The sequence below is a fragment of the Kribbella sancticallisti genome (assembly GCF_039530625.1).
Classification (GTDB): domain Bacteria; phylum Actinomycetota; class Actinomycetes; order Propionibacteriales; family Kribbellaceae; genus Kribbella; species Kribbella sancticallisti.
This window is the reverse complement of sequence record NZ_BAAAOS010000032.1, coordinates 120,691-146,770: the sequence shown is the minus strand read 5'-3', so window position 1 is coordinate 146,770 and position 26,080 is coordinate 120,691. Positions and strand designations below refer to the sequence as shown.

Annotated in this window: 26 protein-coding genes; 18 read left to right on the top strand and 8 right to left on the bottom strand. The window is 68.1% G+C overall.

The annotated features are described in order from the left end of the window. The first annotated feature begins 179 nt into the window (after positions 1 to 179). The 5 genes from ABD255_RS23215 to ABD255_RS23195 are packed head-to-tail and all read left to right on the top strand — an operon-like array spanning position 180 to position 5,679. Positions 180 to 2,021 carry an ABC transporter substrate-binding protein gene (locus ABD255_RS23215; protein ID WP_344217331.1) on the top strand — a complete coding sequence of 614 codons (1,842 nt, stop codon included), beginning with the start codon at positions 180 to 182 and terminating at the stop codon, positions 2,019 to 2,021. Beyond that, positions 2,018 to 3,112, top strand: a complete 1,095-nt coding sequence (locus ABD255_RS23210; protein ID WP_344217329.1) for an ABC transporter permease — start codon at positions 2,018 to 2,020, stop codon at positions 3,110 to 3,112. Before ABD255_RS23215 ends, ABD255_RS23210 begins: the two co-directional genes overlap by 4 nt. A 5-nt stretch (positions 3,113 to 3,117) precedes the next feature. Further along, positions 3,118 to 3,993, top strand: coding sequence for an ABC transporter permease (locus ABD255_RS23205; RefSeq protein WP_344217327.1), 876 nt, complete (start codon positions 3,118 to 3,120; stop codon positions 3,991 to 3,993). Beyond that, positions 3,986 to 4,801 carry an ABC transporter ATP-binding protein gene (locus ABD255_RS23200; protein WP_344217325.1) on the top strand — a complete coding sequence of 272 codons (816 nt, stop codon included), beginning with the start codon at positions 3,986 to 3,988 and terminating at the stop codon, positions 4,799 to 4,801. The genes ABD255_RS23205 and ABD255_RS23200 overlap by 8 nt, the downstream gene beginning before the upstream one ends. Further along, positions 4,798 to 5,679, top strand: a complete 882-nt coding sequence (locus tag ABD255_RS23195; RefSeq protein WP_344217323.1) for an ABC transporter ATP-binding protein — start codon at positions 4,798 to 4,800, stop codon at positions 5,677 to 5,679. The genes ABD255_RS23200 and ABD255_RS23195 overlap by 4 nt, the downstream gene beginning before the upstream one ends. 15 nt (positions 5,680 to 5,694) lie before the next feature. Here the strand turns inward: ABD255_RS23195 and ABD255_RS23190 are convergent, their stop codons facing one another. Next, positions 5,695 to 7,746: a phosphocholine-specific phospholipase C gene (locus ABD255_RS23190; RefSeq protein ID WP_344217321.1), complete on the bottom strand. Its 2,052-nt coding sequence runs from the start codon at positions 7,744 to 7,746 to the stop codon at positions 5,695 to 5,697. A 285-nt stretch (positions 7,747 to 8,031) separates the two neighbouring features. Here ABD255_RS23190 and ABD255_RS23185 point away from each other — a divergent pair, with 285 nt between their 5' ends. The 3 genes from ABD255_RS23185 (at position 8,032) to ABD255_RS23175 (ending at position 9,934) form a co-directional block, all read left to right on the top strand. Continuing rightward, positions 8,032 to 8,655, top strand: a complete 624-nt coding sequence (locus ABD255_RS23185; protein WP_344217319.1) for a histone deacetylase — start codon at positions 8,032 to 8,034, stop codon at positions 8,653 to 8,655. A gap of 111 nt (positions 8,656 to 8,766) precedes the next feature. Continuing rightward, positions 8,767 to 9,405, top strand: coding sequence for an NAD(P)-dependent oxidoreductase (locus ABD255_RS23180; RefSeq protein WP_344217317.1), 639 nt, complete (start codon positions 8,767 to 8,769; stop codon positions 9,403 to 9,405). Between the two features lie 43 nt (positions 9,406 to 9,448). Continuing rightward, positions 9,449 to 9,934 carry a MarR family winged helix-turn-helix transcriptional regulator gene (locus tag ABD255_RS23175; RefSeq protein WP_344217315.1) on the top strand — a complete coding sequence of 162 codons (486 nt, stop codon included), beginning with the start codon at positions 9,449 to 9,451 and terminating at the stop codon, positions 9,932 to 9,934. Between the two features lie 84 nt (positions 9,935 to 10,018). Here ABD255_RS23175 and ABD255_RS23170 read toward each other — a convergent pair whose 3' ends face one another. Together ABD255_RS23170 and ABD255_RS23165 are read right to left on the bottom strand one after the other, a co-directional pair. Beyond that, the gene (locus ABD255_RS23170; RefSeq protein ID WP_344217313.1) at positions 10,019 to 12,154 is read right to left on the bottom strand and encodes a M6 family metalloprotease domain-containing protein; all 2,136 of its coding nucleotides are present in this window, start codon (positions 12,152 to 12,154) and stop codon (positions 10,019 to 10,021) included. Positions 12,155 to 12,514: 360 nt separating this feature from the next. Beyond that, positions 12,515 to 12,763 (bottom strand): hypothetical protein, encoded by a 249-nt coding sequence (locus ABD255_RS23165; protein ID WP_344217311.1) that lies wholly within the window; start codon positions 12,761 to 12,763, stop codon positions 12,515 to 12,517. Positions 12,764 to 12,802: 39 nt separating this feature from the next. Here ABD255_RS23165 and ABD255_RS23160 point away from each other — a divergent pair, with 39 nt between their 5' ends. The 4 genes from ABD255_RS23160 (at position 12,803) to ABD255_RS23145 (ending at position 16,574) form a co-directional block, all read left to right on the top strand. After that, entirely contained in the window at positions 12,803 to 13,405 is a 603-nt protein-coding gene (locus ABD255_RS23160) for a cell wall protein (RefSeq protein WP_344217309.1), read from the top strand. Continuing rightward, positions 13,405 to 14,244 carry a MauE/DoxX family redox-associated membrane protein gene (locus tag ABD255_RS23155; protein WP_344217307.1) on the top strand — a complete coding sequence of 280 codons (840 nt, stop codon included), beginning with the start codon at positions 13,405 to 13,407 and terminating at the stop codon, positions 14,242 to 14,244. Before ABD255_RS23160 ends, ABD255_RS23155 begins: the two co-directional genes overlap by 1 nt. Before the next feature lie 104 nt (positions 14,245 to 14,348). Continuing rightward, positions 14,349 to 15,707, top strand: coding sequence for an NAD-dependent succinate-semialdehyde dehydrogenase (locus ABD255_RS23150; protein WP_344217305.1), 1,359 nt, complete (start codon positions 14,349 to 14,351; stop codon positions 15,705 to 15,707). Between the two features lie 75 nt (positions 15,708 to 15,782). Then, the gene (locus tag ABD255_RS23145) at positions 15,783 to 16,574 is read left to right on the top strand and encodes a maleylpyruvate isomerase N-terminal domain-containing protein (RefSeq protein ID WP_344217303.1); all 792 of its coding nucleotides are present in this window, start codon (positions 15,783 to 15,785) and stop codon (positions 16,572 to 16,574) included. On the opposite strand, the gene ABD255_RS23140 is transcribed toward ABD255_RS23145, so the two are convergent. Then, positions 16,575 to 17,057 carry a hypothetical protein gene (locus ABD255_RS23140; protein ID WP_344217301.1) on the bottom strand — a complete coding sequence of 161 codons (483 nt, stop codon included), beginning with the start codon at positions 17,055 to 17,057 and terminating at the stop codon, positions 16,575 to 16,577. Between ABD255_RS23140 and ABD255_RS23135 the strand changes: the two genes are divergently transcribed. From ABD255_RS23135 to ABD255_RS23120, 4 genes are all read left to right on the top strand, one after another. Then, complete coding sequence (locus ABD255_RS23135) at positions 17,047 to 17,538, top strand: papain-like cysteine protease family protein (protein ID WP_344217299.1); 492 nt, start codon at positions 17,047 to 17,049, stop codon at positions 17,536 to 17,538. The two genes, ABD255_RS23140 and ABD255_RS23135, sit on opposite strands and share 11 nt — an antisense overlap. 128 nt (positions 17,539 to 17,666) lie before the next feature. Beyond that, positions 17,667 to 18,020: a YciI family protein gene (locus ABD255_RS23130; RefSeq protein WP_344217297.1), complete on the top strand. Its 354-nt coding sequence runs from the start codon at positions 17,667 to 17,669 to the stop codon at positions 18,018 to 18,020. 2 nt (positions 18,021 to 18,022) lie between these two features. Continuing rightward, on the top strand, positions 18,023 to 19,252 hold the full coding sequence (locus tag ABD255_RS23125; protein ID WP_344217294.1) for an RNA polymerase sigma factor: 1,230 nt from the start codon (positions 18,023 to 18,025) through the stop codon (positions 19,250 to 19,252). Positions 19,253 to 19,344: 92 nt separating this feature from the next. Beyond that, positions 19,345 to 20,274 (top strand): AEC family transporter, encoded by a 930-nt coding sequence (locus ABD255_RS23120; protein WP_344217292.1) that lies wholly within the window; start codon positions 19,345 to 19,347, stop codon positions 20,272 to 20,274. Between the two features lie 3 nt (positions 20,275 to 20,277). On the opposite strand, the gene lexA is transcribed toward ABD255_RS23120, so the two are convergent. Beyond that, positions 20,278 to 20,940 (bottom strand): transcriptional repressor LexA, encoded by a 663-nt coding sequence (gene lexA, locus ABD255_RS23115; RefSeq protein ID WP_344217289.1) that lies wholly within the window; start codon positions 20,938 to 20,940, stop codon positions 20,278 to 20,280. A gap of 73 nt (positions 20,941 to 21,013) precedes the next feature. On the opposite strand from lexA, the gene ABD255_RS23110 reads away from it, so the two are divergent. Further along, positions 21,014 to 23,059 (top strand): GMC oxidoreductase, encoded by a 2,046-nt coding sequence (locus tag ABD255_RS23110; RefSeq protein WP_344217287.1) that lies wholly within the window; start codon positions 21,014 to 21,016, stop codon positions 23,057 to 23,059. Between the two features lie 31 nt (positions 23,060 to 23,090). On the opposite strand, the gene ABD255_RS23105 is transcribed toward ABD255_RS23110, so the two are convergent. Continuing rightward, positions 23,091 to 23,801 (bottom strand): LysR substrate-binding domain-containing protein, encoded by a 711-nt coding sequence (locus ABD255_RS23105; protein WP_344217285.1) that lies wholly within the window; start codon positions 23,799 to 23,801, stop codon positions 23,091 to 23,093. A 59-nt stretch (positions 23,802 to 23,860) separates the two neighbouring features. Here ABD255_RS23105 and ABD255_RS23100 point away from each other — a divergent pair, with 59 nt between their 5' ends. Further along, positions 23,861 to 24,238: a DUF5997 family protein gene (locus ABD255_RS23100; RefSeq protein ID WP_344217283.1), complete on the top strand. Its 378-nt coding sequence runs from the start codon at positions 23,861 to 23,863 to the stop codon at positions 24,236 to 24,238. Positions 24,239 to 24,271: 33 nt separating this feature from the next. On the opposite strand, the gene ABD255_RS23095 is transcribed toward ABD255_RS23100, so the two are convergent. Together ABD255_RS23095 and ABD255_RS23090 are read right to left on the bottom strand one after the other, a co-directional pair. Continuing rightward, on the bottom strand, positions 24,272 to 24,994 hold the full coding sequence (locus tag ABD255_RS23095; protein ID WP_344217281.1) for an ANTAR domain-containing protein: 723 nt from the start codon (positions 24,992 to 24,994) through the stop codon (positions 24,272 to 24,274). Between the two features lie 91 nt (positions 24,995 to 25,085). Further along, the gene (locus ABD255_RS23090) at positions 25,086 to 25,883 is read right to left on the bottom strand and encodes a sigma-70 family RNA polymerase sigma factor (protein ID WP_344217279.1); all 798 of its coding nucleotides are present in this window, start codon (positions 25,881 to 25,883) and stop codon (positions 25,086 to 25,088) included. Positions 25,884 to 26,080 lie beyond the last annotated feature (197 nt).

Here is a 26,080-nt window from a genome sequence, read left to right as displayed (position 1 = left end):
TTGGAGCGAGATCTTGCCAACGTTGTCATCGCTACTTATAGTCCGAGAAACGTTTCAGCCGGTAGTCGCTGTCGCTGAGCAAGCGAAAGGGAGGTGGCTTCCATCACACCAGGCGGCGCGCGAGGACGCGCCGCGTGAGGAGAGTCCCGCCGGGGACTCGGATCGAAGGGAACCACATCGTGAACGATGCGCCGCGCCCACAGTTCGAAGACGTCGCCGACGTCGTCCGCCACCAGTTGAGCCGCCGGGCGGTGGTCGGGGGAGGTGCGGCCGCGCTGGCCGGCTTCCTGGCCGCCTGCTCCGGCAGCGGCTCGTACTCCGACAAGCCCGCCGACAACAACAACAAGCCGGCCGCCCAGAAGTCGATCCAGATCGGCAAGGCCAACATCCCGACGCCGCGGGACCAGACGGTGATCGTCGGCCAGGTCGAGTACACCGTGTTCGACAGCTTCAACACGATGATCCCGAACGGCTGGCAGTCCGGCGCCGGGTTCGAGTCGGTCTGCCGCGAGGCGATGTTCTACCTGAACCTGGCCACCGGCGAGCTGAAGCCGTGGCTGGCCACCGGGTACAAGTACAACGACTCGCACACCGAACTGACGATCAACTTCGAGCCGAAGGCCAAGTGGAGCGACGGCAAGCCGCTCACCGCGAACGACTTCAAGTTCACCATGATGCTGCTGCGGGACCGGTCGGACCTGTTCGGCGGTGGTGGCGAGCTGAAGGAGTTCGTCGGCGAGGTCGTGGTGCCGGACGAGCACACCGCGGTGATCAAGATGAAGAAGGCCACCCCGCGGCTGCACTACAACTTCGTCGCCGCGATCGCCAGCCCGCCGTTCGAAGTACTGCCCGAGCATGTCTGGAAGGGGCAGGACCCGACCAAGTTCAAGGAGAACCCGCCGACCCGGACCGGTCCGTACAAGCTGAAGCAGAACATCCGCAACCAGAAGATGTTCGTCTGGGAGAAGAGCCCGGACTACTGGGCCAAGGACCAACTCGACCCGGCGCCGCAGTACGTCGTCTACCAGAGCACCTCCAAGCAGCTCGACTCGGCGGCGCTGGCGTTCGAGCGGGCCGAGTTCGACGTCGGCTCGATCGACGAGCAGCACGCCAAGCAGTTGCGCAACAACGGCTACCCGAGCATGGTCACCACCCAGTTCCACGACCCGAACCCGCGGATGCTGTGGCTGAACTCCGACCCGGCCCGGGGCGTGATCGCCGAGCCGAAGATGCGCTGGGCGATCAACTACTGCCTGGACCGGGAGAAGATCGGCAAGTCGATCTGGCCGGTCGAGGTGCCACCGGCGATCTACCCGTGGGCCGACTACCCGGGCAACGACAAGTGGAAGAACGACGAGCTGGCGAACAAGTACAAGTTCGAGTTCAACCCGGAGAAGGCCGCCGGGCTGCTGGACGAGATCGCGCCCAAGAACGCGGCCGGCAAGCGGACGTACAAGGGCAAGGAGGTCAACCTCGAGATCATCACCGCCTCGCCCGTCGACGGCGGCGAGTACGCGATCGCGAACGTGCTGAAGACCGAGCTCGCCAAGGTCGGCGTGCCGGCCACGCTGCGCAGCCTGGTCGGTGGCGTCCACGGCGAGAAGTTCGAGCGGGGCGAGTACGACATCGACTCGAACTGGCACGGCTTCGCCTTCGACCCCGAGCAGCTCTACACCGACTGGGAGAGCAGCAAGGCGCAGCCGATCGGCAAGAACGCGGCCGGCAAGAACAAGGCGCGGTTCAAGGACCCCAAGCTCGACGAACTGTCGCTCAAGCTGGCCCAGCTGGATCCGACCAGCCCGGAGGCGAAGCCGCTGCTCGACCAGGCGCTGGAGATCTACTTCCAGAAGCTTCCGCTGCTCCCGGTGATCCAGACCGGGTACCCGTCGTTCTTCAACACCGCCTTCTGGACCGGCTGGCCGACCGACGACGACCTGTACCAGGTGCCGCTGAACTGGTGGCCGCACTTCATCTTCGTCCTCGGCAAGCTGAAGGCGACGGGCCAGAAGGGGCCGGCGTGACCGCGACGGCGCCGCCGGCGGAAGCCGTCCAGACACCAGCCGAGACCGCCCCGCGCAGCGCGTGGCGGTCCTGGCTGGCGCGGCACCCGCTGGCGGCGTACGCGCTGCGGCGGTTCGGGCTCTACCTGGTCGAGCTGTGGGGAGCGCTCACCATCGCGTTCTTCTTCTTCCGGCTGATGCCGGGCGACCCGATCCAGACACTGATCCAGACCCTGCAGCAGAACTACGTCTACAACCAGCAGGCGAGCACCGAGATCATCGCCCGGTACCGGGCCGAGTTCGGCCTCGACGGCAACATCTTCGCCCAGTACCTGAAGTACATGGAGAATCTGGTCCTGCACGGTGATCTCGGGCCGTCGCTGATCAGCTACCCGACGCCCGCCCAGGACGTGATCCTGCGGTCGTTGCCGTGGACCATCGGTCTGCTCGGCGTCTCGGCCGTACTGGCCTGGATCTTCGGCATCATCATCGGCGCGATCGCCGGCTGGCGGCGCGGCAAGATCGGCTCGGCGATCGCGACCAACCTGTCCATCGCGCTGTCGCACGTGCCGTTCTTCTTCGTCGCGCTGATCCTGGTCTACGTCTTCGCCTACTCGCTCGGGATGCTGCCGGCCAGATCGGCGTACGACTCCCGGATCAGTCCGGGGTTGAGCCTCGACTTCATCGGCAGCGTGCTGAAGTACGGACTGCTGCCCGCGCTGTCGATCGTGCTGATCGGGACGTTCGGCTGGATCCTGTCCACCCGGATGCTGATGGTCCCGGTGCTCGGCGAGGACTACCTGGTGTACGCCGAGGCGAAGGGCCTCAAGCCGTGGCGGATCCTGACCCGGTACGCGCTGCGCAACTGCTACCTGCCGCAGGTGACCGCGTTCGGCATCTCGCTCGGCTTCATCTTCAACGGCAACGTCCTGGTGGAGCAGTTGTTCAACTATCCCGGCCTCGGCACGACGCTGGTCACCGCGATCCAGCAACTGGACTTCAACACCATCATCGGGGTGACCGACATGGCCATCTTCTCGGTGCTGACGGCCGTCCTGCTGCTGGACCTCCTCCTGCCTCTGCTTGACCCACGGGTCAAGTACTGGAAGTGATGACGATGAGAGTTCTCAACGCGGTACTGCGTACTGTCCGCAACAGCAAGCGGCTCGCCACCGGGCTGGTGATCCTGGCGGTGATGGTGCTGGTGGCGATCTTCAGTCCGCTGATCGTGTCCTCGATCGGCGGCGACACCGATCCGCTCGAGATGGCCGCCTACGAGAAGTGGCTGGTGCCGTCGCCCGACCACGTGCTCGGCACGGACCAGTTCGGCCGGGACGTGCTGGCGATGGTGGTCAGCGCGATGTCGGTGTCGCTGCAGATCGGCGCGATCGCCGGGGTGATCTCGACCGTGGTCGGCGTGATCGTCGCGTTCGTGGCCGGCTACAAGGGCGGCTGGGTGGACGGCGTGCTGTCCACCTTCACCGGGGTCCTGCTGGTGATCCCGACCTTCCCGCTGCTGATCGCGCTCTCGGCGTACGCCAAGAACGTCAGCCTGTTCCAGGTCGGGGTGATGATCTCGATCTTCAGCTGGCCGTTCGCGGCCAAGACGATCCGCTCGCAGGTGCTCAGCCTGCGGTCCCGCCCGTACGTCGACCTGGCCCGGGTGAGCAAGTCCCGGGACCTGGAGATCATCGGCACCGAACTGCTGCCGAACCTGCTGCCGTTCATCGGCGTCGGGTTCGCATCGTCGGCGCTCGGCGCGATCTTCGGCCTGGTCGGCCTTGAGGTGATCGGTCTCGGCCCGGGCGGCGTGATCGATCTCGGCCAGATCATCTTCAACGCGATCAACACGGGCGCGCTGACGTTGGGCGCGTGGCCGATGTTCGTCGTCCCGATCGTGTTGCTGACGCTGCTGTTCGCGGCGCTCAACATGATCAACATCGGGTTGGAAGAGGTCTACAACCCACGGCTGAGAGGAGTGGCCGGTGAGTGAGGAGACCGTTCTCGAGGTGTCCGGCCTCGACGTCACGTACTCGACCAACCGCGGCGACGTCCGCGCGGTGCAGTCGGTCGACCTGTCCGTCCGGCGGGGCGAGATCCTCGGCATCGCGGGGGAGTCCGGCAGTGGCAAGAGCACTCTCGCCGTCGCGCTGCTGCGGCTGCTCAAACCGCCGGGCAAGGTGACCGGCGGGTCCGCGATTTTCCACCCCAAAGGCAGATCGCCAGTCGATCTGCTCAAGGTCCAGGGCGAGGACCTCCGCGTACTGCGCTGGAGCGCGCTCTCCTATCTGCCACAGGGATCGCAGAGCTCGCTCAACCCGGTGATGCGGGTCGGGGACCAGTTCCGCGACGTCATCCTGGAGCACGCGCCGGAACGCAAGGAAGCGCTCTCCGAGCTGATCGAGCGGTTGCTCGCGCAGGTCGGGCTGGAGCGCCGGGTGGCCCGGATGTACCCGCACGAGTTGTCCGGGGGGATGAAGCAGCGGGTGCTGATGGCGATCTGTGTCGCGCTCGAACCCGACCTGGTGATCGCCGACGAGCCGACCACCGCGCTGGACGTCACCATCCAGCGGGTGATCCTGCAGAGCCTCGCCGACCTGCGCCGCGACTTCGGCGTCACCTTGATGGTGATCTCGCACGACATGGGCGTGCACGCGCAACTGGTGGACCGGGTGGCGGTGATGTACGAGGGCCGGCTGGTCGAGGTGGGCGACGTCCACCAGGTCTTCAAGGATCCCCGGCATCCCTATTCACGGCAGCTGATCGAGTCGATTCCGCGGCTCGGAAGGAGAGCGTCATGACGGCCGGCAAGGTGATCGAACTGCGGGGCGTCCAGCAACGGTTCCACGCCCGCGGCACGCCCAGCGGCTACCTCACCGCGGTCGAGGACGCGAGCTTCCGGCTCGACGCCGAGCCGCCGCAGGTGGTGAGCCTGGTCGGCCAGAGCGGCAGCGGCAAGAGCACCATCGCCCGGAACGTGCTCGGTCTGCAGAAGCCGACCGCGGGCACGGTGACGTACGGCGGCAAGGACATCTTCAAGCTGTCCCGCGCCGAGCACGACGAGTACCGGCGCAACGTGCAGCCGGTCTTCCAGGACCCGTACTCGATCTTCAACCCGTTCTACCGGGTCGATCGGGTGCTCTGGAAAGCCGTGAAGAAGTTCGACCTGGCCACGACCCGCGAGCAGGGGCTCGCCATGATCGAGGAGTCCCTGCAAGCGGTCAGCCTCGATCCCGGCCGGGTGCTCGGCCGGTACCCGCACCAACTGTCCGGTGGCCAGCGGCAACGGATCATGCTGGCCCGCATCCACATGCTCCGGCCCGCTTTCGTCATCGCCGACGAGCCGGTCTCGATGCTGGACGCCCAGATCCGCAAGATGTTCCTCGACATCCTGCTGGACTTCCAGCGCGACCACGGCATGACGACGCTGTTCATCACCCACGACCTGTCCACCGTCTACTACCTCGGTGGACAGGTGATGGTGATCAACAAGGGCGTCATCGTCGAACGCGGCCCGGTCACGTCGGTGATGCACACCCCGTCCCACCCCTACACCCGACTGCTGCTCGACTCCATCCCTCAGCCGGACCCGGACAACCGCTGGACCACCCGGATCAAGGTCGACGACGAGGAGTCACTCCCACCGTCGGACAGCCAGGAGGTCACGCCGATCATCTGAGTCCGGCCAGCAGGATCAACCTTCCGTGATGATGGCGGGGTCGCTGACTCCGGCCTCGCCCGTCTCGACGTGGCCGGCGAACCTTCTGAGGAAGGCGGTGTCGGTGTCGGCGACCACCGTCACGTCGTACCACTGCTTGCTGTGATGGACGTTCAGCTTGTACTGCGCGCTGGTGCCCCGGCGGATCCTGATCCGCTGGGGGCGCCCGTCGTAGGAGTTGGTCAGGCTGAAGGCGACGTCCTTGCTGCTGGAGTTCGTCAGGGTGAAGTCCAGATCGCCGGTGCTGCTGTTGTGGCGGGCGGTGACCTCGAGTCCGGTGTCCGGCTTGCTCTTGAAGGTGCGGAGGAAGCCGTTCGGGCCGTGCACGGTCAGGTCGGTGGTACCGCCGGAGTACACCGTGTTCCAGGTGTCGGCGATGGTCTTGCCGGCCTCGGTCGTGTAGGTCCACGGGCCGTCGGTGCGGTTGGCGGCGGTGACCAGGAACTGCGCGCCCGCTTCGTTGCCTGAGGCAAACGTGAGCTGGTACTTGCCGCCGGCCACGGCCCCGTCGACGTACGGTGCGTAGGGCAACGGCCTCGTACGCCGGGAGCCGCGCTCCTGGCCCGGCATGCTGCCGACAGCAGGCGGTGTCGGCCGGTAGTCCGGGTGCCGGTCGTGGTCCGGCGGCTCGTAGGCCGAGGTGTCGGGGAGCTGTCCGGGCTGCCTGCCTTCGGCGCTGAAGTCGAACGCGGACGTCAGGTCGCCACAGATCGCCCGGCGCCACGGCGAGATGTTCGGCTCGTGCACGCCGAAGCGGCGCTCCATGAACTGGATGATCGAGGTGTGGTCGAACACCTCCGAGCAGTTGTACCCGCCGGTGCTCCAGGGCGACACCACGATCATCGGGACTCGCGGGCCGAGGCCGTACGGACCGGCGACGTACCGAGAGTTGCCCGCGAAGAGGTCAGGGACGACGTCGGTCGTGGACAGGCCCTGCGCCGCCGACGCCGGCGGGTACGGCGGTACCACATGGTCGAAGAAGCCGTCGTTCTCGTCGTAGGTGATGAAGAGCGCGGTCTTGCTCCAGACCTCCGGGTCGGACGTCAACGCGTCGAGAACCTGCGAGATGTACCAGGCGCCGTAGTTCGACGGGAAGTTCGAGTGCTCGGTGAACGCCTCGGGGGCCGCGATCCAGGAGATCTGCGGGAGATTGCCGTTCTTGACGTCCGCGCGGAGGTGGTCGAACAAACCGTCGCCGGCCTTCGCGTTCGTGCCGGTGCGGGCCTTGTCGTAGAGCGGGTTACCGGGGGAGGCGTTGCGGTACTGGTTGAAGTACAGCAGTGAGTTGTCGCCATAGTTGCCGCGGTACGCGTCCTCGATCCAACCCCAGCTGCCGTTGGCGTCGAGACCGTCGCCGATGTCCTGGTAGATCTTCCAGGACACCCCAGCCTGCTCGAGCCGCTCGGGGTACGTGGTCCAGCCGTAGCCGAGTTCGTCGTTGCCGAGCACCGGACCACCGCCCGTACCGTCGTTGCCCGTGTAGCCCGTCCACATGTAGTAGCGGTTCGGGTCGGTCGCGCCGATGAACGAGCAGTGGTACGCGTCGCAGACGGTGAACTTGTCCGCGAGCGCGTAGTGGAACGGGATGTCCTCGCGGGTCAGGTACGCCATCGTGGTCGCGGTCTTGGCCGGCACCCAACGGTCGTACTTGCCCTTGTTGATCGCGGCCTGGCCGTCCGGCCAGCTGTGCGCGAGGCCCTGCAGGAACTGCATGCCGAGGTCGTCGGCGTCCGGGTGGAACGGCAGCACGTCCTTCGTGCCGTTCGGCTGGTGGAACACCGGCTTCCCGCTCGGCAGCGTGACCGGCCGCGGATCACCGAACCCGCGAACCCCCTTGAGGGCGCCGAAGTAGTGGTCGAAGGAACGGTTCTCCTGCATCAGCACGACGATGTGCTCGACATCCTCGATGCTGCCGAGCCGCCGGTTCGCCGGGATGGCGGCGGCCTGCTCGATACTGCTGGACATGGCCGCGAAGGCCGCGGTGCCGCCGGCTAGCTGCAGAAAGCGGCGACGGTTGAGCTCTGGCATGACTGGATCTCCTCGTGGGCGGGACGGGGGAAGTGTTCAGCACCAGCACTGCGTCCCGGGCAGGCTAGCTGAAACGTTCAGCAGAATGAAGATGAACGTTGGTGTCTGCCAGCGGGAGATTTCGAGCTGTTAAGTGCGATATTGCAAACCTCGTTGAAGTCGGCCCTGAGCAATTGCTAGCGCCTGGGATGAGGCGGAGACTTGGACTGGGCGGGGGGCGGTGTATGCGGTCGACGGCCGGTACGACCCGGTGACCGCGCTGTTCATCCCGGCCTGAGAGGTCCGATGCAGCAAGTCTGGTACGTCGCCTACGGCTCCAACCTCGCGCTTGACCGGTTCCGTTGTTACCTGTCGGGCGGTCGACCGGCCGGCGGGATGCGGGACTATCCGGGATGCCGCGATCCGCGCGAACCCGAGCGGGTCGCGAGTCTCGAAGTACCGGGTGGGCTGGTGTTCGCCGGAGAGTCGAGGGTGTGGGGCGGCGGGATGGCCTTCTACGACACGAAGGCGGCCGGGCGGGTCGCGTGCCGGGCGTATCTGGTGACGGCCGAGCAACTGGGCGACATCGCCGCCCAGGAGATGCGACGCGAGCCCGGCGGCGAGTTCGCCCGCGACCTGGCCGGCCTGCTGCCCGACGTCGACCTGATCCACGCGATGGGACCCGGCCGGTACGAGACGATCGCCCGCCTCGGCTCCGAGGACGGCATCCCGATGTTCACCGTGACGCACGGCGAGGTCGCGGACCTCGACCTCGCGGCACCGACAGCGGCCTACGTTCGCTGGATCGCGGCGGGGCTGCGGGAGGCGCACGGGTGGGACGGCGAACAGGTCGCCGCCTACCTGAGCGAGGCGTCCGGCGTCGCGGAAGCGTGGTCCGTCGCCGAACTCGCCCTGGTCGCGCGGGGCTGACTTCACGCTGAGGGAGTGGTTCGGGGCTGATCCTTGGCCTGAAGTTGTATGAGATTCATATGATACGGTTTCGATATTAAATCGATCGATGTGGGAAGAGGCGGGAGTCAGATGCGGATCACGGTGTTCGGTGCGACCGGAAGGATCGGGGCGGCCGCGGTTGGGCAGGCGCTGGAGGTGGGGCACAAGGTGACGGCGGTGGTGCGCGAGTCGTCGCGGTTCGAGGTGGTGCATCCGGCGCTGGAAGTGGTGCGGGTGACCGGACTGTCAGATCCGGCGGAGTTGCTGCCGGCCGTCGATGGAGTCGAGGCGGTGCTGTCCGGCGTGGGGCCGCGAGGGCGAAAGGACGGGCCCGTCACCTCCACCTCGACGCGGGCGATCGTGGCCGCGATGAAGGAGGCCGGGGTACGCCGATTCGTCGGCGTCAGCGCCGCGCCGGTGGGGCCCGTGCCGCCGGGGGACATCCTGCTCAACCGGCGGTTCGTGTACCCGTTCTTCGGCTGGCTGCTGAAGGAGACGTACGCGGACCTGGCCTTGATGGAGGACGAACTGTCGCGGTCGGGCCTCGACTGGACCGTGGTGCGGCCGCCGAAGTTGGTGAGCAAGCCGGTGACGGGGGTCTATCGAACGGCCGCGGACGCCAACCTCCCGCGCGGGCTGTCGGTGTCGCGGGAGGACACCGCCCATCTGATGCTGGCCGTGCTCGACCGGTCGGCCACCGTCGGTCATGCCCTCGGAATCGCCTACTGAGTAGGGTGTTGTACGGAACTCGTACAACCTGAGGAGCGGATCGATGAGTCCTTCCCACGACGGGGCGCGGCGCAGGCGGCGGCTCGCGGGCGAGATCAAGGACTCACTGCGGGAACTGAGCAATCAGTTGTCGTTGCTCAACCACCAGGTCGGCGCGCAACTGGACCTGAAGGACGTCGATCTGGACTGCCTGGAGTTGATCACCCGGCACGGCCCGATGAGTCCGAGCGCCCTGGCCAGGCGGGCGGGCCTGCATCCGGCCACCATGACCGGCGTCCTCGACCGGCTGCAACGCGGTGGCTGGATCACCCGCGAACGCGACCCCGAAGCCGCCGACCGCCGCGCCGTCACGGTCCGAGCCCTCCGCGACCGTAACGCCGAGGTCTTCCACCTCTACTCCGGCATGAACACGAAGATGGACGAACTCCTGGCCGACTATTCGGAAGCCGACCTGCAACTCCTCGTCGACTTCCTCCAGCGGACGACGACCGCCGGCCACACGGCCACGGCAACCCTCGCCGAAGCCTGAGGTCCTGAGGTCCTGAGGTCTGAGGTCCTGAGTCCGGAGAACCCCGAAGGCGGCAGCCGGTTTCGCGGCTGCCGCCATCGAGGACTACTTCGCGACTGCTACGCAGGTCGTGGTGGACTTCTTGGTGGGATCGCTTTCGGACACGGCGGTGAGGGTGATCTTGGCGATGGGTGACGACTGGGTGGTGTGCTTGGCCTGGACCGGGACCTTGATGGTGGAGCCGGCCTCGGCGGTGGCGAGGGCGTTCGGGAGTGCGACGGACCAGCCCTTGCCGGAGATCGTGGTGGTCAGCCGGTAGACGTCGCCGTTCAGGTACTGCGTGACGTCCTCGGGGTGCTCGCCCTGCGCGGGAGCGGACTTGCCGGTGTTGGTCAACGGGAAGGCGCAGGTGCTGACCCCGTCACGACCGGGCAGGCCGACCGTCGGCAGGACCCGTACGCCGCGCTTCTGTGGGCCGGCGCCGTCGAGGGAGCGGACCGCCACGGTGTAGGACAGTTCGCCCTTGGCGTTGCGCCGCAGGTTCGTGACGTAGAAGTGCAACCGGTTCGCCTGGTCGACGTACTCGTACTCGCTGCCGGAGTTGGTCCCGGCGTGGAACAGGGCGTCCGACAGTTGCCGGTAGTCCCCGATGGTGATCGGGACCTCGGTGCCGTCGGGCAGCACGTAGTCGGTCATGTTGATGTCCTGCGGGTTCGCGTCGATGACCCACTCGAACGGTGCCCGGTCCTGGTTCTTGGTCTTGGCCAGCAGGACGCCGGAGTCAGGGGTGAACGAGTCGGTGCCGACCCGGTCGACCACCTCGGCCGTGTAGTTGTTGTAGTTGCCGCCGTCGCAGAGCGGGTCGGTGGTGGCGTTGCAGGCGCCGGTGGACAGGTCGCCGGTGCCGAAGGCGATGTTGATGCCCGACAGCCCCTTCGCGCCCGGCTGGATCGCCCGCGCGGTGACGTCGGCGACCACCACACCGGACTGGGCCAGGGCCTCGCGGTTCAGCCGCAGTACGTTCTGCTCGTCGACCATCTCGAGCTTGATCTTGTTGCGGAGCATGTGTTGCGCGCCCATCGACGCGCCACCCGTGGCCGGGATCATCCACCGGCTGTGCGGGCCGCCCGGGCCGTTGAACGTGCCGCGGCTGAGCATCTCCCAGATCCCGCTGTACGCCCGGCGCGGCGGTACGCCGTACGGGTTGTTGTAGTTGTCGCCGATCCCGAGCACGTGGCTCAGTTCGTGCGCGAAGACGGCCATGCCGGAGCTCTCGGCCTGGGTGGTGGAGCCGCCACCCGCGTTCGGCCACAGGGTCGAGCCGGCGGCCCAGGAGGTCCACTCGACGTACCGGGTGTTCGACCAGTTCGGCAGCAGCGGGTCCGGCGGGCCGAAGTCGTCGGTGACGTCCTCCTTGGTCGGGAACTTCATCATCCCGAACTCCTGCCAGGTGGACGACTCGTCCTGGCCGGCGCTGAGGTAGTAGATGAAGTCGAACCCGGCCGGGACCGCCTCGCCCACGTCGGCGACCCAGGCGGCCCGGGCGTCGGTGCGGAGGTCCTTGTCGCAGGTGTCGCCGGCCGGGCAGGCGGGGGCGCCCTGGAACTCCATCGCGTACTCGTGCGACTTGCCCGGCAGTTGGTAGGCGCCGAACGAGGTGAGTTCGACGCCGTACCGGCCGCCGGAGTCCTCCATCCAGTACTCGTGCAGCGTGTGACCGCGGTTCAGGGTGTTGGGCGTGTTGAGGAAGTCGCGGTAGAACTCGTCGACCTGCGCCCGCGGTACTCCGCTGGCTTCGGCGCTGGGGTTGCCGAACGGCGAGGAGCCCTTCGGCTGGGTGACGACGAACGGCTGGTTCGGGTAGTCGACCAGCACGAGCGCGCCCTTGAACGTCCGGACCGAGCCCTTCTTGCTGGGGTCGGCCCAGTTCGTGCCGGGCGGCTTCTTGTAGTCGGCCCACGTCATGTGGTCCGGGTTCTCCCAGTTCTGCGGATCGAGAGGGGCACCGAAACCTGGCTGGGCAAGACGGGTGGCGGCGAGCGGGGACTCCTGCCACGGCTGCTGCTTCGGCCAGTGGTCGAACTGCCAGGGGTTGGCCGGGTCCGGCTTGGCGGCGGCCGGTGCGGGATCGGCGGCGGCGGTGGTGGGGGCCGGGGCTGCGAGGGCGACTCCGACGACGGCGGCTGTGGTCAGTACTGCGGCCAGCCGCAGGGCAACGGGGGACTTACGAAGGTCGGGCACGGGCGGTATCCGATCGACGACGGACGGGCTTCGTGTTGCACAGCATGCCCTGCAGGTCAGCCGCGAAGCGACGGTTTTCCCCTGCCCGTCGCGAACTTTCCACCGGATCCAGGGGTTAGAAACTTCCCGAAGTTGACTCAGGGTGGTGCATATATCACGGAGCGAGAGTACAACTGAAAGGACATGGGTCGATCCGCCCCAAGACCTAGGAGGAACTGTCATGGCTGGAGTGAACGGCGAGGTTTCGTGGTTCTGTTGCGGTAATTCGTGGGGGCCCTGCGGTAGCGCGGGGACCGGTGCCTGTGGCACCTGTCATTCGGGGAACTTCCAGCACGCGTGGCCGAACACGTCGGACGCGTGCTACTCGATCACCAGGCCGGACCGGTGCGGGGTGACCGCGATGTCGCGGCGTACCTGCGGGTTCCGGCACTCGACCACCAACCTGTGCAACGGCGCCCGGGTGGTCACGTCGATCGCGGACTGCGGCCCGCAGACGGACCTGTTCTGCGGTGAACGGGCCTGCTGCGGCGGGACCTGCGCGTCCAACCGGATCATCGATCTGACGCCCGCGGCCTTCAGCGCCATCGGCAGCCTGAACGCCGGGCTCATTCCGTGCACGGTCAACGTGGGTTGAGGGGAGTGACCGAGATGACTGAGACCATTGGCCGCCGCACGCTGCTCACCGGTGCCGTGCTGGGCACCACCGCCACCCTGGTCGGCGCGACCGCGATGGGTTCGCTGGCGCCGGAGACCGCCTTCGCCGCGCGCTCGCAGATGCCGGAGCCGGGCCAGCCCGACCCCAACTTCGCGGAAGGCCGCGTCGTCAGCCGCACCGACAGCCTGGTGACGGCGGCCGGCTCGGACGGTCGCCTGCATCGCATCCAACTCACCGGCGGGACCAGCGTCTGGAAGTTGCGACCGACGACGCTCGACCAGGTGCAGGTCGGCGATGGCCTGTACGCGCGGGGCGTCCTGATGGCCGGGGTGCTGGCCGCCGAGTCGGTATGGGTGAACATCGTGAACCTGAAGGTCCACATCGCCGCGATCGGCAAGAACGTGCTCTACCTCGACCACAACGGCCAGCGGGTCGTCGGTCACGTCGTGCCGGGGACCAGTGCCGCGGTCTACAACGGGACACCGGCGATCTCGGACATGTCGATGCTGAAGGTCGGCAAGCACGCTCAGATCATCGGTGCGTGGCGGCCGGACACGAACGAGGTCGACGTCGCGACGATCTACGCGGCCGCCTGATGGCCGGACAACTCGCGGCCGTGCAGCCGCTGGTGATCGGCGCGCTGCTGGCGTGGTCGTCGTACGGGAAGTTGCGAGGGCCGGACGTCGACGCACGCGCGCGGCGTACGGCCTTGTCGAAGCTGGTCGGCGAGCGGCACGCCGGAGCGGCGTTCCGCGCCGTCGGTGGTTTCGAGCTGGGCATCGCGGTTCTGTTGTTGTTGCCACCGGTCTGGACAGTGGAAGCTCTGGCAGCGGTCGCGCTCTCGGCCGGCTTCGTGGGCTATCTCGTCTATGCCCGGCTCGTCGTTCCCGAGTCGTCGTGTGGCTGCATGGGTTCCGCGGCGACGCCGGTCCGATGGCGGTCGCTTGCTCGCGGTGGGTTGTTGCTGGCGGCTTCAGTGCTGGCGTTGACCGCTGATGCCGGCTGGTGGTCCGTGCAACCTTGGCTGGGTGGGGTAGTGGTGGTCGCAGAGGCGATGCTGTTCGTCGGATTGTCGGCCGAGCTGGATCGGTACTGGCTGATTCCGCTGCGTCGGCTCCGGGTCCGCCTCACCCATCCACTCGCGGACACGGCGGCGTTCGAAGTACCGCTGGCGGCCACGCAGCAGCAACTACTCCGTAGTACCGCCTATCAAGCGCTGAACCCGTTCCTTCGATCGGACATCCGCGACCACTGGGATGAGGGGGAGTGGCGCTTCGTCAGTTACACCGCCTCGTACGGGGACCGCCCGGCGACCGCCGTCTTCGCAGTACCGCGGCTGCGTTATGAGCCGGACGAGGTCCGGGCCGCGATCGTCGACGACGAGTCGGGGGAGACGCTGTACCGCCCGCTGAACCCGCTCGTGCTCGTGGACTGAGACAGGAAGGAGAATTTCCGGCAGACTGTATACAGTATGTGCTGAGGGCGCTAATCTTAGCGCCCTCATGCACTGTCGTAGAGAGAACGGAGGGCTCGTTCCCCATGTACGCAGTCACCAACCCGGCGACGGGCGAGCTGATCGAAGAGATCCCCAACTCGACCGACGAGGAGGTCCAGGCCGCGATCGCGCGGGTGCACAGCGGGTACGGCGCCTGGCGGCGGCGGTCCGTGGAGGACCGGGCGGCGATCGTGAAGCGGGCCGCCGAACTGTTCGCCGAGCGGGCCGACGAGCTCGCCGCGATCATGACCCTGGAGATGGGCAAGCGGATCAACGAGGGCCGCGGAGAGGTCGGCATCGTGGTCGACATCTTCACCTACTACGCCGCCAACGGGCCGCAACTGCTGGCCGACGAGCCGATGGCGATCAAGGGCGGCGAGGCGGTCATCACCAAGGGCCCGATCGGTCCGCTGCTCGGCATCATGCCGTGGAACTTCCCCTGCTACCAGGTGGCCCGCTTCGTCGCGCCGAACCTGGTGCTGGGCAACACGATCCTGCTCAAGCACGCCTCGATCTGCCCGCGCTCGGCCGCGGCGATCGAGTCCGTACTGCGTGACGCCGGCGTCCCGGACGACGTGTACGTGAACACGTTCGCGTCCTCGTCCCAGATCCCCGCGATCCTGGCCGACCCGCGGATCCAGGGGGTGTCGCTGACCGGCAGCGAGCAGGCCGGCATCTCGGTGGCCGCCGAGGCCGGCCGGAACCTGAAGAAGACGGTGCTCGAACTGGGCGGCTCCGACCCGCTGATCGTGCTCGACACCGACGACCTGGAGGAGACCGTCAAGGCCACCGCCACCGCCCGGATGCGCAACTGCGGCCAGTCCTGCAACGCGCCGAAGCGGATGATCGTGCTGGCCGACCTCTACGACGACTTCGTCGTCGGGCTGACCAAGCGCGTCGCCGACTTCTACCTGCCCGGCGATCCCGCCGACCCGGAGACGAAACTGCCGCCGCTCGCCTCGATCGCGGCCGCTGACGAGGTCGCCGAACAGGTCGAGCGCGCGGTCCGGCAGGGCGCAGTACTGCGGACCGGTGGCAACCGCATCGAGCCCGGCGCCTACCTCGAAGCCACCGTCCTCACCGACGTCACGCCCGAGATGGACGCGTACTACGAGGAGATCTTCGGCCCGGTCGTGATCGTCTTCAAGGCCGAGACCGAGGAGGAGGCGATCGCGATCGCGAACGACTCCCCGTTCGGCCTCGGCGCCAGCGTCTTCGGCACCGACCCCGAACGCAACGCCCGGGTGGCCCGCCAGATCGAGTCCGGCATGGTCTACCTCAACAGCGCCGGCGGCTCCCAGGCCGACCTCCCGTTCGGCGGCATCAAGCGCTCCGGCATGGGCCGCGAACTGGGTGCGGCCGGCATCGAGGAGTTCATGAACAAGAAATCCATCCGGCTCTGACCGGCGGCGGGAAGTAATCGGGCTGCTGCGTTGCTGATTGTTGAGGATTCACTCGCCGACAGCGCAGGAGACTTCATGACCAAGCAGGCCGACCAGATCATCGAGATGCTCCGCGCCGGGCACGACGACCTCGACACCGTCGTGGCGAGGTTCCGGCCGGAGGATCTCGCCCGGGGGTCCGCCGCCGCGGAGTGGACGGTCGCGCAGGTGCTGAGTCACCTGGGCAGTGGCGCCGAGATCAACCTGGCGACGCTGGAGGGCGCGCTCGCCGGTACGGGCGTGCCGGGTGGCGAGTTCAACCAGGCGACCTGGGACCGGTGGAACGCGATGTCGCCGGGCGAGCAGGCGGCGGGCTTCCTGACCGCCAACGAGAAGCTAGTGCAGCGGTACGAGGGTCTGGATGACCGTCAGCGGCAGGAGTTGAGGATCGACTTCGGCTACCTGCCTAAGCCGGTCGAAGTGGCCGCCGCCGCCGAGATGCGGCTGAGCGAGCTCACCCTGCACAGCTGGGACGTGCGGGTCGCCTTTGACTCCTCGGCGGTGCTCGCGCCGGAGCCGACCGGGACGCTGCTCGACGGCATCGGCCGGTTGCTCGGCTGGGTGGGCAAGGCGGACCAGTTGGACGGCGCGGCCCGGATCGCCGTGCACACCGTCGAACCGGAGCGCGCGTTCGGCCTGGTCATCGACGACAAGGTGCACCTGACCGAGGTGCCGGAGTCGGCCGACGGCACCCTGACGGCGCCGGCCGAGTACGTCGTACGGCTGGTCACCGGGCGGCACGCTGCGGAGTTCACGCCTGCCTCGGTCGAGTTCACGAGCGAGACGCTGACCCTGGACAACCTGCGACGGGTCTTCCCGGGGTTCTGATCAGTCCCACTCCCAGGTGATGCCGATGATGCCGCGGTCGGTGCTGGGGGTGAGGACGTGGACTCGCCCGTCGTGGGTCGGGGTCAGGTCGCGGTGGAGTGAGTCGGGCGCGCTCGAGTGCGGCCGGCGGAACTCGGCGATGCGGACCGGGATCGCCTCGCGCGGGAACTGGACCTCGAGGACGTGGTGGGTGCCCGGCCACTCGTGGAAGCGGTAGTACTGCGTCGCCGGCAGGCCGCTGCGGTCGGCGATCTCGTAGTGGACGACGGCGGTGTCGCCGACGGCGAGGGTGCGGTCCAGGAGCAGTTCGCCCAGGACCGCGCCCGCGTCGGGATCGCGGGCCACCCGGCCGGTCCGGCAGCCGGTGATGCCGCGCGGAACGATCAGCGTGACGTCGCAGCCGGGCTCTCTCTGGTGCACGACGATCTGGCGGTCCGCTTCCTTGACCGCGACCAGGGTCTGGATCACCCGCTTGGACGTCATGCTGCGGTCCGCGCTGATGACGATCTCCTCAACGACAGTGACGCTGAGCATCACCGGCCAGGACCAGCAGAGGCCGAACTGGTGCTGGGCCGCGACCGGCAACAGCATCGCGGCGTACTACGGCTACAGCTACCCGCAGAACCAGTTCTGCAACATGGCCTTCGGCAACGCGCTGAACGCCACCTGCCCGAACAACCAGGCGACCCAGGCGGCGGTCGTGGTGCAGCAGGATGCTGTGGCGGTTTATGCGTTGAATCCTGCGTTCGTCGCCGGCAAGTCGGGTGAGGTCGCGTCGCTTTGGTATGTCGCGACGACGGCGACGAAGGGGAGTGCGACGCTGACCGTCTTCACCGCACCCGACCCGGCTACTGGCTCGTGGCAGGAGCGCTCCGGCGACATCGTCTGGCTGGTCGGGGGAGCGGCGGCCATCGTCCTGGCTGCGGCTCTCGTACTTCACCGACGGCGACGATTCCCGCACTGACCCCCTCGGCATCACCTCGGCCGCGACTTCGGGCTCTGATCGGCGCGGATGTCCTTTTCTCCGCTGATGGTTCGTTCCATCCTTGAAGGGCCGACCTGGGCCCACGGGAACGAGATGGGGAGATCCGAATGCCGCAGTACCTTGCGATGACCTACACGGCGGACGTGAACTGGTGGGCGCCTGAGCAGGCCGACGAGCTGACGAAGTACCGGCAGTTCGCCGTCGATCACGACAGCAAGATCAAGGCGAGCGCGTTGCTGCACCCGACCAGTACGGCGACCGTGGTCCGGGTCGAGGGGGCCCGCGGTGGCGAGGTGGTCACCACCGACGGGCCGTACGCCGAGACCAAGGAGGCGCTGACCGGGTACTACCTGATCGAGGCCGCCAATCTGGACGAAGCGGTGAAGATCGCGGCGGACATCCCCGCGGCCTGGCCCGGCGGCGGGGCGGTCGAAGTACGGCCGGTCATCATCGCGCGGTAGCTGTGAGGCCTGAGCACGACGCGGTCGCCGAGACCGTCCGGGTCGAGGGGGCGCGCATTCTGGCCACCTTGATCCGGACCCTCGGCGACGTGCAACTCGCGGAGGACGCGGTCCAGGAGGCGTCGCTGGCCGCGCTCGGGGCGTGGCCGGTCACCGGGGTGCCGCCCGAGCCGCGGGCCTGGCTGACGGTGACCGCGCGCAGGAAGGCGATCGACATCATCCGGCGCGAGCGGGTCCGGCCGGACAAGGAGCAGGACGGGCAGCGGATGGTGGAGCTCACGAGGTCTGACCTGCCGACCGAAGAGGTGGTGCAGGACGACCTGCTGCGGCTGATCTTCACCTGTTGCCATCCGGCTCTGTCGCCCCCAACCCGGGTGGCTCTGGCTCTGCGGACGTTGTGTGGGCTGTCGCCCGCACAGATCGGGGCCGTGTTGCTGACGACCGAGGCCGCTACCGCGAAGCGGCTGACGAGGGCTCGGCAGAAGATCGCCGCCGCGAAGATCCCGTACCAGGTGCCTGCGCAGGAGGACCTGGCCGACCGGTTGCCCGCGGTGTGCGGAGTGATCCACAGCCTCTACACGGCCGGTCATGCGCCGGTCGACGGCACCGCCGCGTACGACGTCGACGCGTGTGCCGAGGGGATCCGGCTGGCGGAGTTGCTGCACGAATTGCTGCCGGACCAGCCGTCGCCTACCGCAGTACTGGCTCTGCTGATCCTCACCGAGGCCCGCCGGTCTGCCCGGCTCGACGATCAAGGTGACGTCATCACGCTCGACGTGCAGGACCGAAGCCAGTGGGACGCGGCGGCGATCGAGCGCGGGATCTCGCTCCTGAACGAGTCCCTGCTCAGGTCCGGCCGGCAGGCTGACAGCTACCAACTCCAGGCTGCCATCGCCGCCGAGCACGCTCGCGCTCCCAGCTATCAGGCCACGGACTGGGCGGAGATCGTGCGGCTGTACGACCTGCTCATCTCGATCGCGCCGAGCGAGGCCGCCAGGTTGGCCCGGGCCGTCGCGACCGCTGAGGCAAGCGGCGCCGCGACTGGGCTCGCGCTGCTGGAGGAGTTGGAGCCGAGCGCGCGGTGGTACGCAGTACGGGCTGAGTTGCTGGCGCGCGAGGGCCGGTACTCCGAGGCTGCTCAGGCGCTGGGCGAGTCTCTCGGTCAGCCCTCCACCGAGCCGGAACGCAGGCATCGGGAGCTTCGCCGCCAGGTCTTTCTCGACGCGCGCTGATCCCGGCATCCGGGACGCACTGAACCGGATCAGTTCGCGGGTTCCTAGGATCGGGGCGATGACGCGATCGACGAGTTGCTGAGGCCGGGCTGATGTCGTCGGTCGTCGGTGCCTTCGTCACCTTGATCTCGGTCGCGCTGCTGGGCTACCTGGTCGGGCTCTGGAAGGTACTGCGGGCCGAGGACGAACTGGTCCTGTCCCGGCTGGCGTTCTTCGTGGCGACGCCGGCGCTGCTGTTCACGACGGTGGCGCGGGCGGATCTCGGCGCGATCTTCTCGCCGGTGCTGCTGACGAACCTGGCCAGCGTGTTCGTGGTCCAGTTGCTCTATCTCGCGGTCGCGGTACTGATCTGGCGGCGGGATCGGGCCCGGGCCACGATCGGGGTGCTCGCGGCGTCGTACGTGAACGCCGGCAATCTCGGCATCCCGGTCGCCGTCTACGTGCTCGGCGACGGGGCGCTGGTGGCGCCGATCGTGCTGTTCCAGTTGGTGGTGATGGCGCCGGTGGCGTTCGCAGTACTGGATGGGGATCGGAAGGGGTCCGGCCGCCGGACTTCACTTCGCAGCGTGCTGACCCGGCCGCTGCGCAATCCGCTCACGATCGCGTCCTTGCTCGGTCTCCTGGTCGCGGCGATCGATGTCGACCTGCCGACCCTGATGCTGCGACCGATCGAACTGGTGGCCGCCGCCGCGGTCCCGGTCGCCCTGATCGCCTACGGCCTGAGCCTGAGCGGCACCCGCAACACAGTGACCCTCGGCCCAGGCCCGGACGTCGCGCTGGCGGTCACCCTCAAGACTCTGGTCCAGCCAGTCGTCGCGTACTGCGTGGGCCGGTGGCTGCTGGACCTCCACGGCACAGCCCTCCTCGGCCCGACCTTGCTGGCAGCCCTGCCCACGGCCCAGAACGTCTACGTCTACGCCGTGCACTACCGAACTGGACGCCGCCTGGCCCGCAGTGCAGTCCTCCTCAGCACCTTCCTGTCCATACCTGTCATGGCGACGATCAGCGGCGTCCTCGGCTGAAGCTCAGACGTTGCGCAGGACCGAGACGACGATGCCGAGGACGACGGCGTTGTCGCCGTCGATCACCTCGTACGCCGGGTTGCGGGGCTCGAGGTAGGTGTGGCCGTTGCGGCGGCGGTAGACCTTGACGGTCGCTTCCTCGTCGATCATGGCGGCGACGATCTGCCCGGAGTGGGCCTCGGACTGCTGCCGGACGATGACGAGGTCGCCGTCGCAGATGGCGGCGTCGATCATCGAGTCACCCCGGACGCGCAGCGCGAAGACAGTGCCGCGGCCGGTCAGGTCGCGGGGGAGTTGGAGCGTGTCGTCGACGTGCTCGATCGCGGAGATCGGCGTTCCGGCGGCGATGTCGCCGACCACCGGCACGGTGACGGAGTCGGAGGCCGGCCGCGGCGCCGAGGCGTCCTGCAGGAACAGCCGTACGTCGATCGGCCGGGAGACGGTGGCACCGCGGTTCAGGAAGCCCTTGTCCTCCAGACTCGCCAGGTGCTTAGACACCGACGAGGCCGACCGCAACCCGACGGCGTCACCGATCTGCCGGCTGCTCGGCGCATACCCGTGCTTGATCACCCAGTCCCGGATCGTGACCAGAATCCGCTGCTGCCGGGGCGGCAGTGCCGACGTGTCGAGGTGTTCGAAAGAATCAAGCTCGTGGAAGGTGGTCACCAGCCGAATCGTAGAGGCAACCATCGACAGTCCGTCCGACCGGCCGGCGGTGTCGCAGCGAAGGGACCGAATCGTGGAACAGCAGGACACCAGTTCGCTGACCGCGCAGGAGCGGGTCGTGCTCGGTCGGCTGGCGGAGGTGGTTGTTCCGAGGGACGAGTGGCCTTCGGCTGCGGATGCCGGGGCGGTTGCGTTCGTCGAGCGGGTGATCACCAAGGACCGGCCCGAGTGGTGGCCGCGGGTGGCGCGGGCGTTGGCGGTGGCCGGACCTGAGCCTGAGCTCGAGGCGGTGCTCGCCGATGTCGATGGTGCTTGGCTCGTCCGGTTGCTGGCGCAGGGCTTCTATGCCGGTGACGGCCACATTCCCGATGCCTATGGCAACCAACCGCCCGCTTGGACGATGGTCGGCTGGCAATCCGGCGTGGCCGGGAGTTGGCGGGCGGTGCAGACCGAGTTGCCCATCACGCCGCGGTCGGCGTTGGCAGGTCGCTACGACTGTGTGGTCATCGGCTCGGGCGCGGGTGGAGGAGCGGCCGCGCAGGTGGTGGCCGAGTCGGGGCGGTCGGTGCTGGTGGTGGAGACCGGGCGCTATCCCACCACGGCAGCGCTGACGCACGATCACCTGCGGAACCCACGCTCGTGGTCCGGGCTGCCGGCCGTGACCGACCCGGACTTTCATGGTCGGCCGCGGGTCTCGGTGGTCGACGGCGAAGCACGGGTGGTGCTGCCGAGTGATGGTGGCTGGAGCAACAACGCGTTCACGGTCGGCGGCGGCACCCGGGTGTACGGCGCGCAGGCGTGGCGTTTCGTACCGCGGGACTTCGCGATGGCCAGCACGTACGGCGTACCGGAGGGCAGCGGGCTCGCGGACTGGCCGATCACCTACGACGACCTGGAGCCGTACTACGCCCTGGCCGAGCAACGGTTCGGGGTCAGCGGAGGTGGGGTGGATCCATGGCACGAGCCGCGTTCGCTGCCGATGCCACCTCTGCCGCGGCCCAGGTCCGCGCACTTGCTGGCGGCTGCGGCGGATCGCCTCGGCTGGGGGACGCTCGACGTACCGTTGCTGATCAACTCCGTGGACTACCAGGGTCGAGCGGGTTGTGTGCGGTGTGGACAGTGCGTCGGGTTCGCTTGTCCGGTGGAGGCGAAATCTGGAACGCACAACACCGCACTCCCGGCTGCGCTCGCCACAGGTCGATGCTCCCTGGTCACCGAGACGACGGCGGAGCGGCTCGTCACGAACGGCGCGGGTCGGGTCGTCGGTGTGGCATTCGTTGCCGTGGGCGACGATGGGCAGATCTGGCGACGCACCATCGACTGCGCGGAGGTGGTGGTCGCGGCCGGTGCCACGGAGACTCCTCGGCTGCTGCTGAACAGCGCTCACGATCGTGAACCGGGCGGGCTCGGCAACAACCAGGACCAGGTCGGGCGCTACCTGCAGGCGCACGTCTACGCAGGCGCTGTCGGGTTGTTCGACGAGGATGTGGTCGACCTGGTCGGCCCCGGCGTATCGGTCGCGACCTGCGACTTCCGGCACGGCAACGACGGGATCGTCGGCGGCGGAATGCTGGCCAACGAGTTCGTCCCTACTCCGGCCGCGACCTACGACTATCTGACTGACGCGGGGCTCATCCCGGTGGCCGGGGCTGCCGGAAAGCAGGCGATGCGGCGTGAGGCACGGCGGATGCTGCGGGTGGTCGGCCCGATCCAGGAGGTGTCGTCGGCCGCGTCCAGAGTGCGGGTCGACCCGGGCGTGAAAGATCGGTTCGGCAATCCGGTCGCGAGGCTCAGCGGGTCGATCCACCCGGAGGACGTCCGGGCTCAGGCCTACCTGAGCGACAAGGCGAGGCAGTGGTTGGTCGAGGCCGGCGCCGTGCGGACCGCGGTCGGTGGCGTACCCAGTACGGGGGAAGCGAGCGGCGGGCAGCACCAGGCGGGGACCTGCCGGATGGGCGAGGATCCGGCGCGATCGGTGACCGACCCGTACGGCCGGGTGTGGGGGCACGACAACGTCCGGATCGCCGATGCGTCCGTGCACGTGACCAACGGGGGAGTGAACCCGGTACTGACAGTGCTCGCGGGATCGCTGCGGATCGCCGAACACCTGGTGCGCTAGTGTCCCGTAAGCGAGATAGCTTGACGGGACACTAGGACCTTCGGCGGGGTTTGCCGCGTTTGTTGCCGGCTTTGGGTTTGGGCGGGGTGGAAGTCTGCTGGCGCTTCTTGGGGGCCGGCTTGGCGACGGCGGGGCCGCGGGTGCTGTTCACGGTCCGGCCGCGGACGATCCCGATGAACTGCTCCATCAACTCGGTCGTCTCGTCCTCCGGCCAGGACAACGACACGGCAGATTCCGGAGCGTCCACGAGCGGCCGGTAGGTGAGGTCCTTGCGGTGATGCAACCGGGCAAGCGACTGCGGTACTACGAGCAGCCCGGTGCCCGCCGCGACAAGTTCGATGGCGTTGGCCGTGGTGGCGGGGCGCTCGTCGATCACTCGTCCGGGCGGACCCTGCCAGTCGAGTGTGTCGTCCAGTGGGTGCAGCATCAGTTCGTCGGCGAGGTCTTCCAGCGTCGCCTCTTCCACCGCCGTCACGACGTGGTCCTTGGGGACCACGACCACTGTCGTTTCGGAGTACAGGGGGATGGCGTGCAGGCCCGTGCGGTCGATCGGGAGCCGGAGCAGGGCGGCGTCGGCTTGTCCGTCACGCACCAGGGCGGCGGCCTCGGCGGCGGTCACCTGGATCAGGTCGAGCGTCACCCGGGGCAACCGCTCCTTCCAGAGCCGCACCCACTTGGTCGGCGTCACCCCCGGGACGTACCCGAGCCGGAAGGTTGCGGGAGGTACGTCCGAGCCGGTCACCCGAGCCAGATTACCGGGCGTGATCAGCGGCGGCGCGACCGATGGATACCCTTGCGGTCATGACGTCGCAGAAATCCCCCCAGACGATGAAGCCCGCGACAGCGGCGAAGAAGCTGGGCGTGTACCTCGAAGCCACTCCGGCCGAGTTCCAGGAGGGCGTCGTCACCCGCGACGAACTGAACACGCTGCAGTCCGACCCGCCCGAGTGGCTCCAGGAACTACGCCGTACCGGACCGCACCCCCGACCCGTCGTGGCGGCCCGCCTGGGCGTCTCCATCAGCGGTCTCGCCCGCGGGGGAATCACCGAGCCTCTCACCACCGAGGAGATCGAGGCCCTGAGGGCGGAGGACCCCGAGTGGCTGGAGCGCGAGCGCGCCATCCAGGCCGAGGTCCGCGCGGAAGAGGCTCGCCTCAAGGAGACCAAGCGCCGCCCCTGACCAGCAGGCGCGGTACCCACTTGGTAAGCGGTATCAGCTCGACTGTCGGCGGCCGGCGAGATCGGCCAGGAGCGTGTCGGTCTCCAGTGGTGTCATCGAGGTGAGCGGTAGTTGCCGGGCGGCGCTGACGAAACGGCTGGCCAGGTCGCGGACCGGTACACGGGCGTTGCGCGCGTGCCAGACCAGCAGGGCGAACGCCGCGTCCGGGTCGAGGCCGTAAACCGCCATCAGGATGCCCTTCGCCTGTTCGATCGCCGCCCTGGTCAGCAGAGCGCGGTGCAGGTTGCGCACCTGGCCGAGCAGGATGTCGTGGTTCGGCGCCGGTGCTCCGGGGGCGGCCAGCGAGTCGGCGACCGCCTCGTCGAGCGAGGTGAAGGTGCGGATCGTGAGGTCCTGCCGCAGCGCCAACTCGTCGAGGAGCCGTCGAAAGTCCGAGGCCGGGCTGGACACGGCGACGGGGACCGCGTCGGAGGTCGCCTCCCGCAGAGATCCGAGCAGGGCGGTGACACCGTCCCGATCGCAGCCGACCAGTCCGCCGGTGTCGATCACCAGGCGCTCGGGCCGGTTGGACAGTGCCTGCCGGACGGCGCCGCGAAGATGGCAGGTCGACGGCGCGCCGAGCCGGCCCGACAACGCGCCGACCAGCAACTCGGGACAGAAGTCGAAGCGAACCCGCAGACCGGGCCCGGTCCCGACCAGCCACTGGAATCGTTGGCCGATCGCGCGGCCTGTCGGGTCGTAGTGATGGCAGTCCACAACTCACCCCCCACGGCGGTCAAGCGCAGGCTGCCTTCCGAACCCGCTTTCAGATTAAGGACGCCGCTCGACTTGTGTCGAGCCGTGTCCGTTAGCCGGTGAGCGCCGCTCTCATCACCAGCATGATGTTGCGCAGCAGCCGCGACACCTGCATCTGGCTCACGCCGATCTCGGCCCCGATCTCGGCCTGGGTGCGGTGGTCGACGAAGCGTCTGCGCAGGATGAGCCGGTCCCGGGCCGGCAGGTCGGCCACCACCGGACGCAGCGCCTCGACGTGGTCGACGAGTTGGTAGGTGTCGTTCGGGTCCGGGATCAACGTGGCCAGTGACAGCGAGGGTGCACCACTGAGTCGCGCGTCGAGCGAGGCGGGCTGAAAGCAGCCCTGCGCCCGCTGCGCCTCGATGATCTGTTCCAGTGTCACCCCGAGATGGTCGGCCAGGTCCTGGAAGGTCGGCCAGCGGTGCAGGGTGGCCGCCAGTTCTCCCTCGGCGGTGTTGATCGCGGCCTGCAGATCCTGGATCCGCCGCGGTGGCCGGACCATCCACGCCCGGTCGCGAAAGTGGCGGCGGATCTCCCCTTGGATGGTGGGGATCCCGTACGAGCGGAAGTCGGTGTCCGGGCCCGGCCGGTAGCCGTTGGCGGCCTTGACCAGCCCGACGTACGCGACCTGGAACAGGTCGTCGGAGTCCACTCCGCGCCGGTGGTAGCGCGAGGCAACCGCCCGTGCCGTCGGGACTCCGGCCAGTATCGCCTCTTCGAGAAGTGCGGCTCTGCGCCGATCCTGCTCGCAGGCCGCCAGCCGCAGCAGCCGCTCGACCTCCGCGGCCTGCCGGTCCCTGCTGTTGCCCGCCTCGTTGACTACGCGCGAAAGCGATCCCTCACTGATCATGGGAAGTCCTGCTCGCGAGAACCGGTCGGCATGGCAGGGGTTTGGGCCACGACCGGACCTGCCCCACGTACCCACGTTCCGCGGGTGCACACGCGAAATCGACAGAACTTGTTTCACCGCGCGGACGGAGAGGCGCTACTCCCTGGCGCCGAAAAGAAAAGCAGCGCTACGCCACGTGTACGAGCGCTTCGTCGGGG

Coding starts and splice junctions, on each gene's coding strand:
- ABD255_RS23205 (WP_344217327.1), top strand. CDS start 3,118: ATGAGAGTTCTCAACGCGGTACTGCGTACTGTCCGCAACAGCAAGCGG.
- ABD255_RS23195 (WP_344217323.1), top strand. CDS start 4,798: ATGACGGCCGGCAAGGTGATCGAACTGCGGGGCGTCCAGCAACGGTTC.
- ABD255_RS23190 (WP_344217321.1), bottom strand. CDS start 7,746: ATGCCAGAGCTCAACCGTCGCCGCTTTCTGCAGCTAGCCGGCGGCACC.
- ABD255_RS23185 (WP_344217319.1), top strand. CDS start 8,032: ATGCAGCAAGTCTGGTACGTCGCCTACGGCTCCAACCTCGCGCTTGAC.
- ABD255_RS23180 (WP_344217317.1), top strand. CDS start 8,767: ATGCGGATCACGGTGTTCGGTGCGACCGGAAGGATCGGGGCGGCCGCG.
- ABD255_RS23175 (WP_344217315.1), top strand. CDS start 9,449: ATGAGTCCTTCCCACGACGGGGCGCGGCGCAGGCGGCGGCTCGCGGGC.
- ABD255_RS23165 (WP_344217311.1), bottom strand. CDS start 12,763: ATGAGCCCGGCGTTCAGGCTGCCGATGGCGCTGAAGGCCGCGGGCGTC.
- ABD255_RS23160 (WP_344217309.1), top strand. CDS start 12,803: ATGACTGAGACCATTGGCCGCCGCACGCTGCTCACCGGTGCCGTGCTG.
- ABD255_RS23155 (WP_344217307.1), top strand. CDS start 13,405: ATGGCCGGACAACTCGCGGCCGTGCAGCCGCTGGTGATCGGCGCGCTG.
- ABD255_RS23150 (WP_344217305.1), top strand. CDS start 14,349: ATGTACGCAGTCACCAACCCGGCGACGGGCGAGCTGATCGAAGAGATC.
- ABD255_RS23145 (WP_344217303.1), top strand. CDS start 15,783: ATGACCAAGCAGGCCGACCAGATCATCGAGATGCTCCGCGCCGGGCAC.
- ABD255_RS23140 (WP_344217301.1), bottom strand. CDS start 17,057: ATGACGTCCAAGCGGGTGATCCAGACCCTGGTCGCGGTCAAGGAAGCG.
- ABD255_RS23130 (WP_344217297.1), top strand. CDS start 17,667: ATGCCGCAGTACCTTGCGATGACCTACACGGCGGACGTGAACTGGTGG.
- ABD255_RS23120 (WP_344217292.1), top strand. CDS start 19,345: ATGTCGTCGGTCGTCGGTGCCTTCGTCACCTTGATCTCGGTCGCGCTG.
- ABD255_RS23100 (WP_344217283.1), top strand. CDS start 23,861: ATGACGTCGCAGAAATCCCCCCAGACGATGAAGCCCGCGACAGCGGCG.
- ABD255_RS23090 (WP_344217279.1), bottom strand. CDS start 25,883: ATGATCAGTGAGGGATCGCTTTCGCGCGTAGTCAACGAGGCGGGCAAC.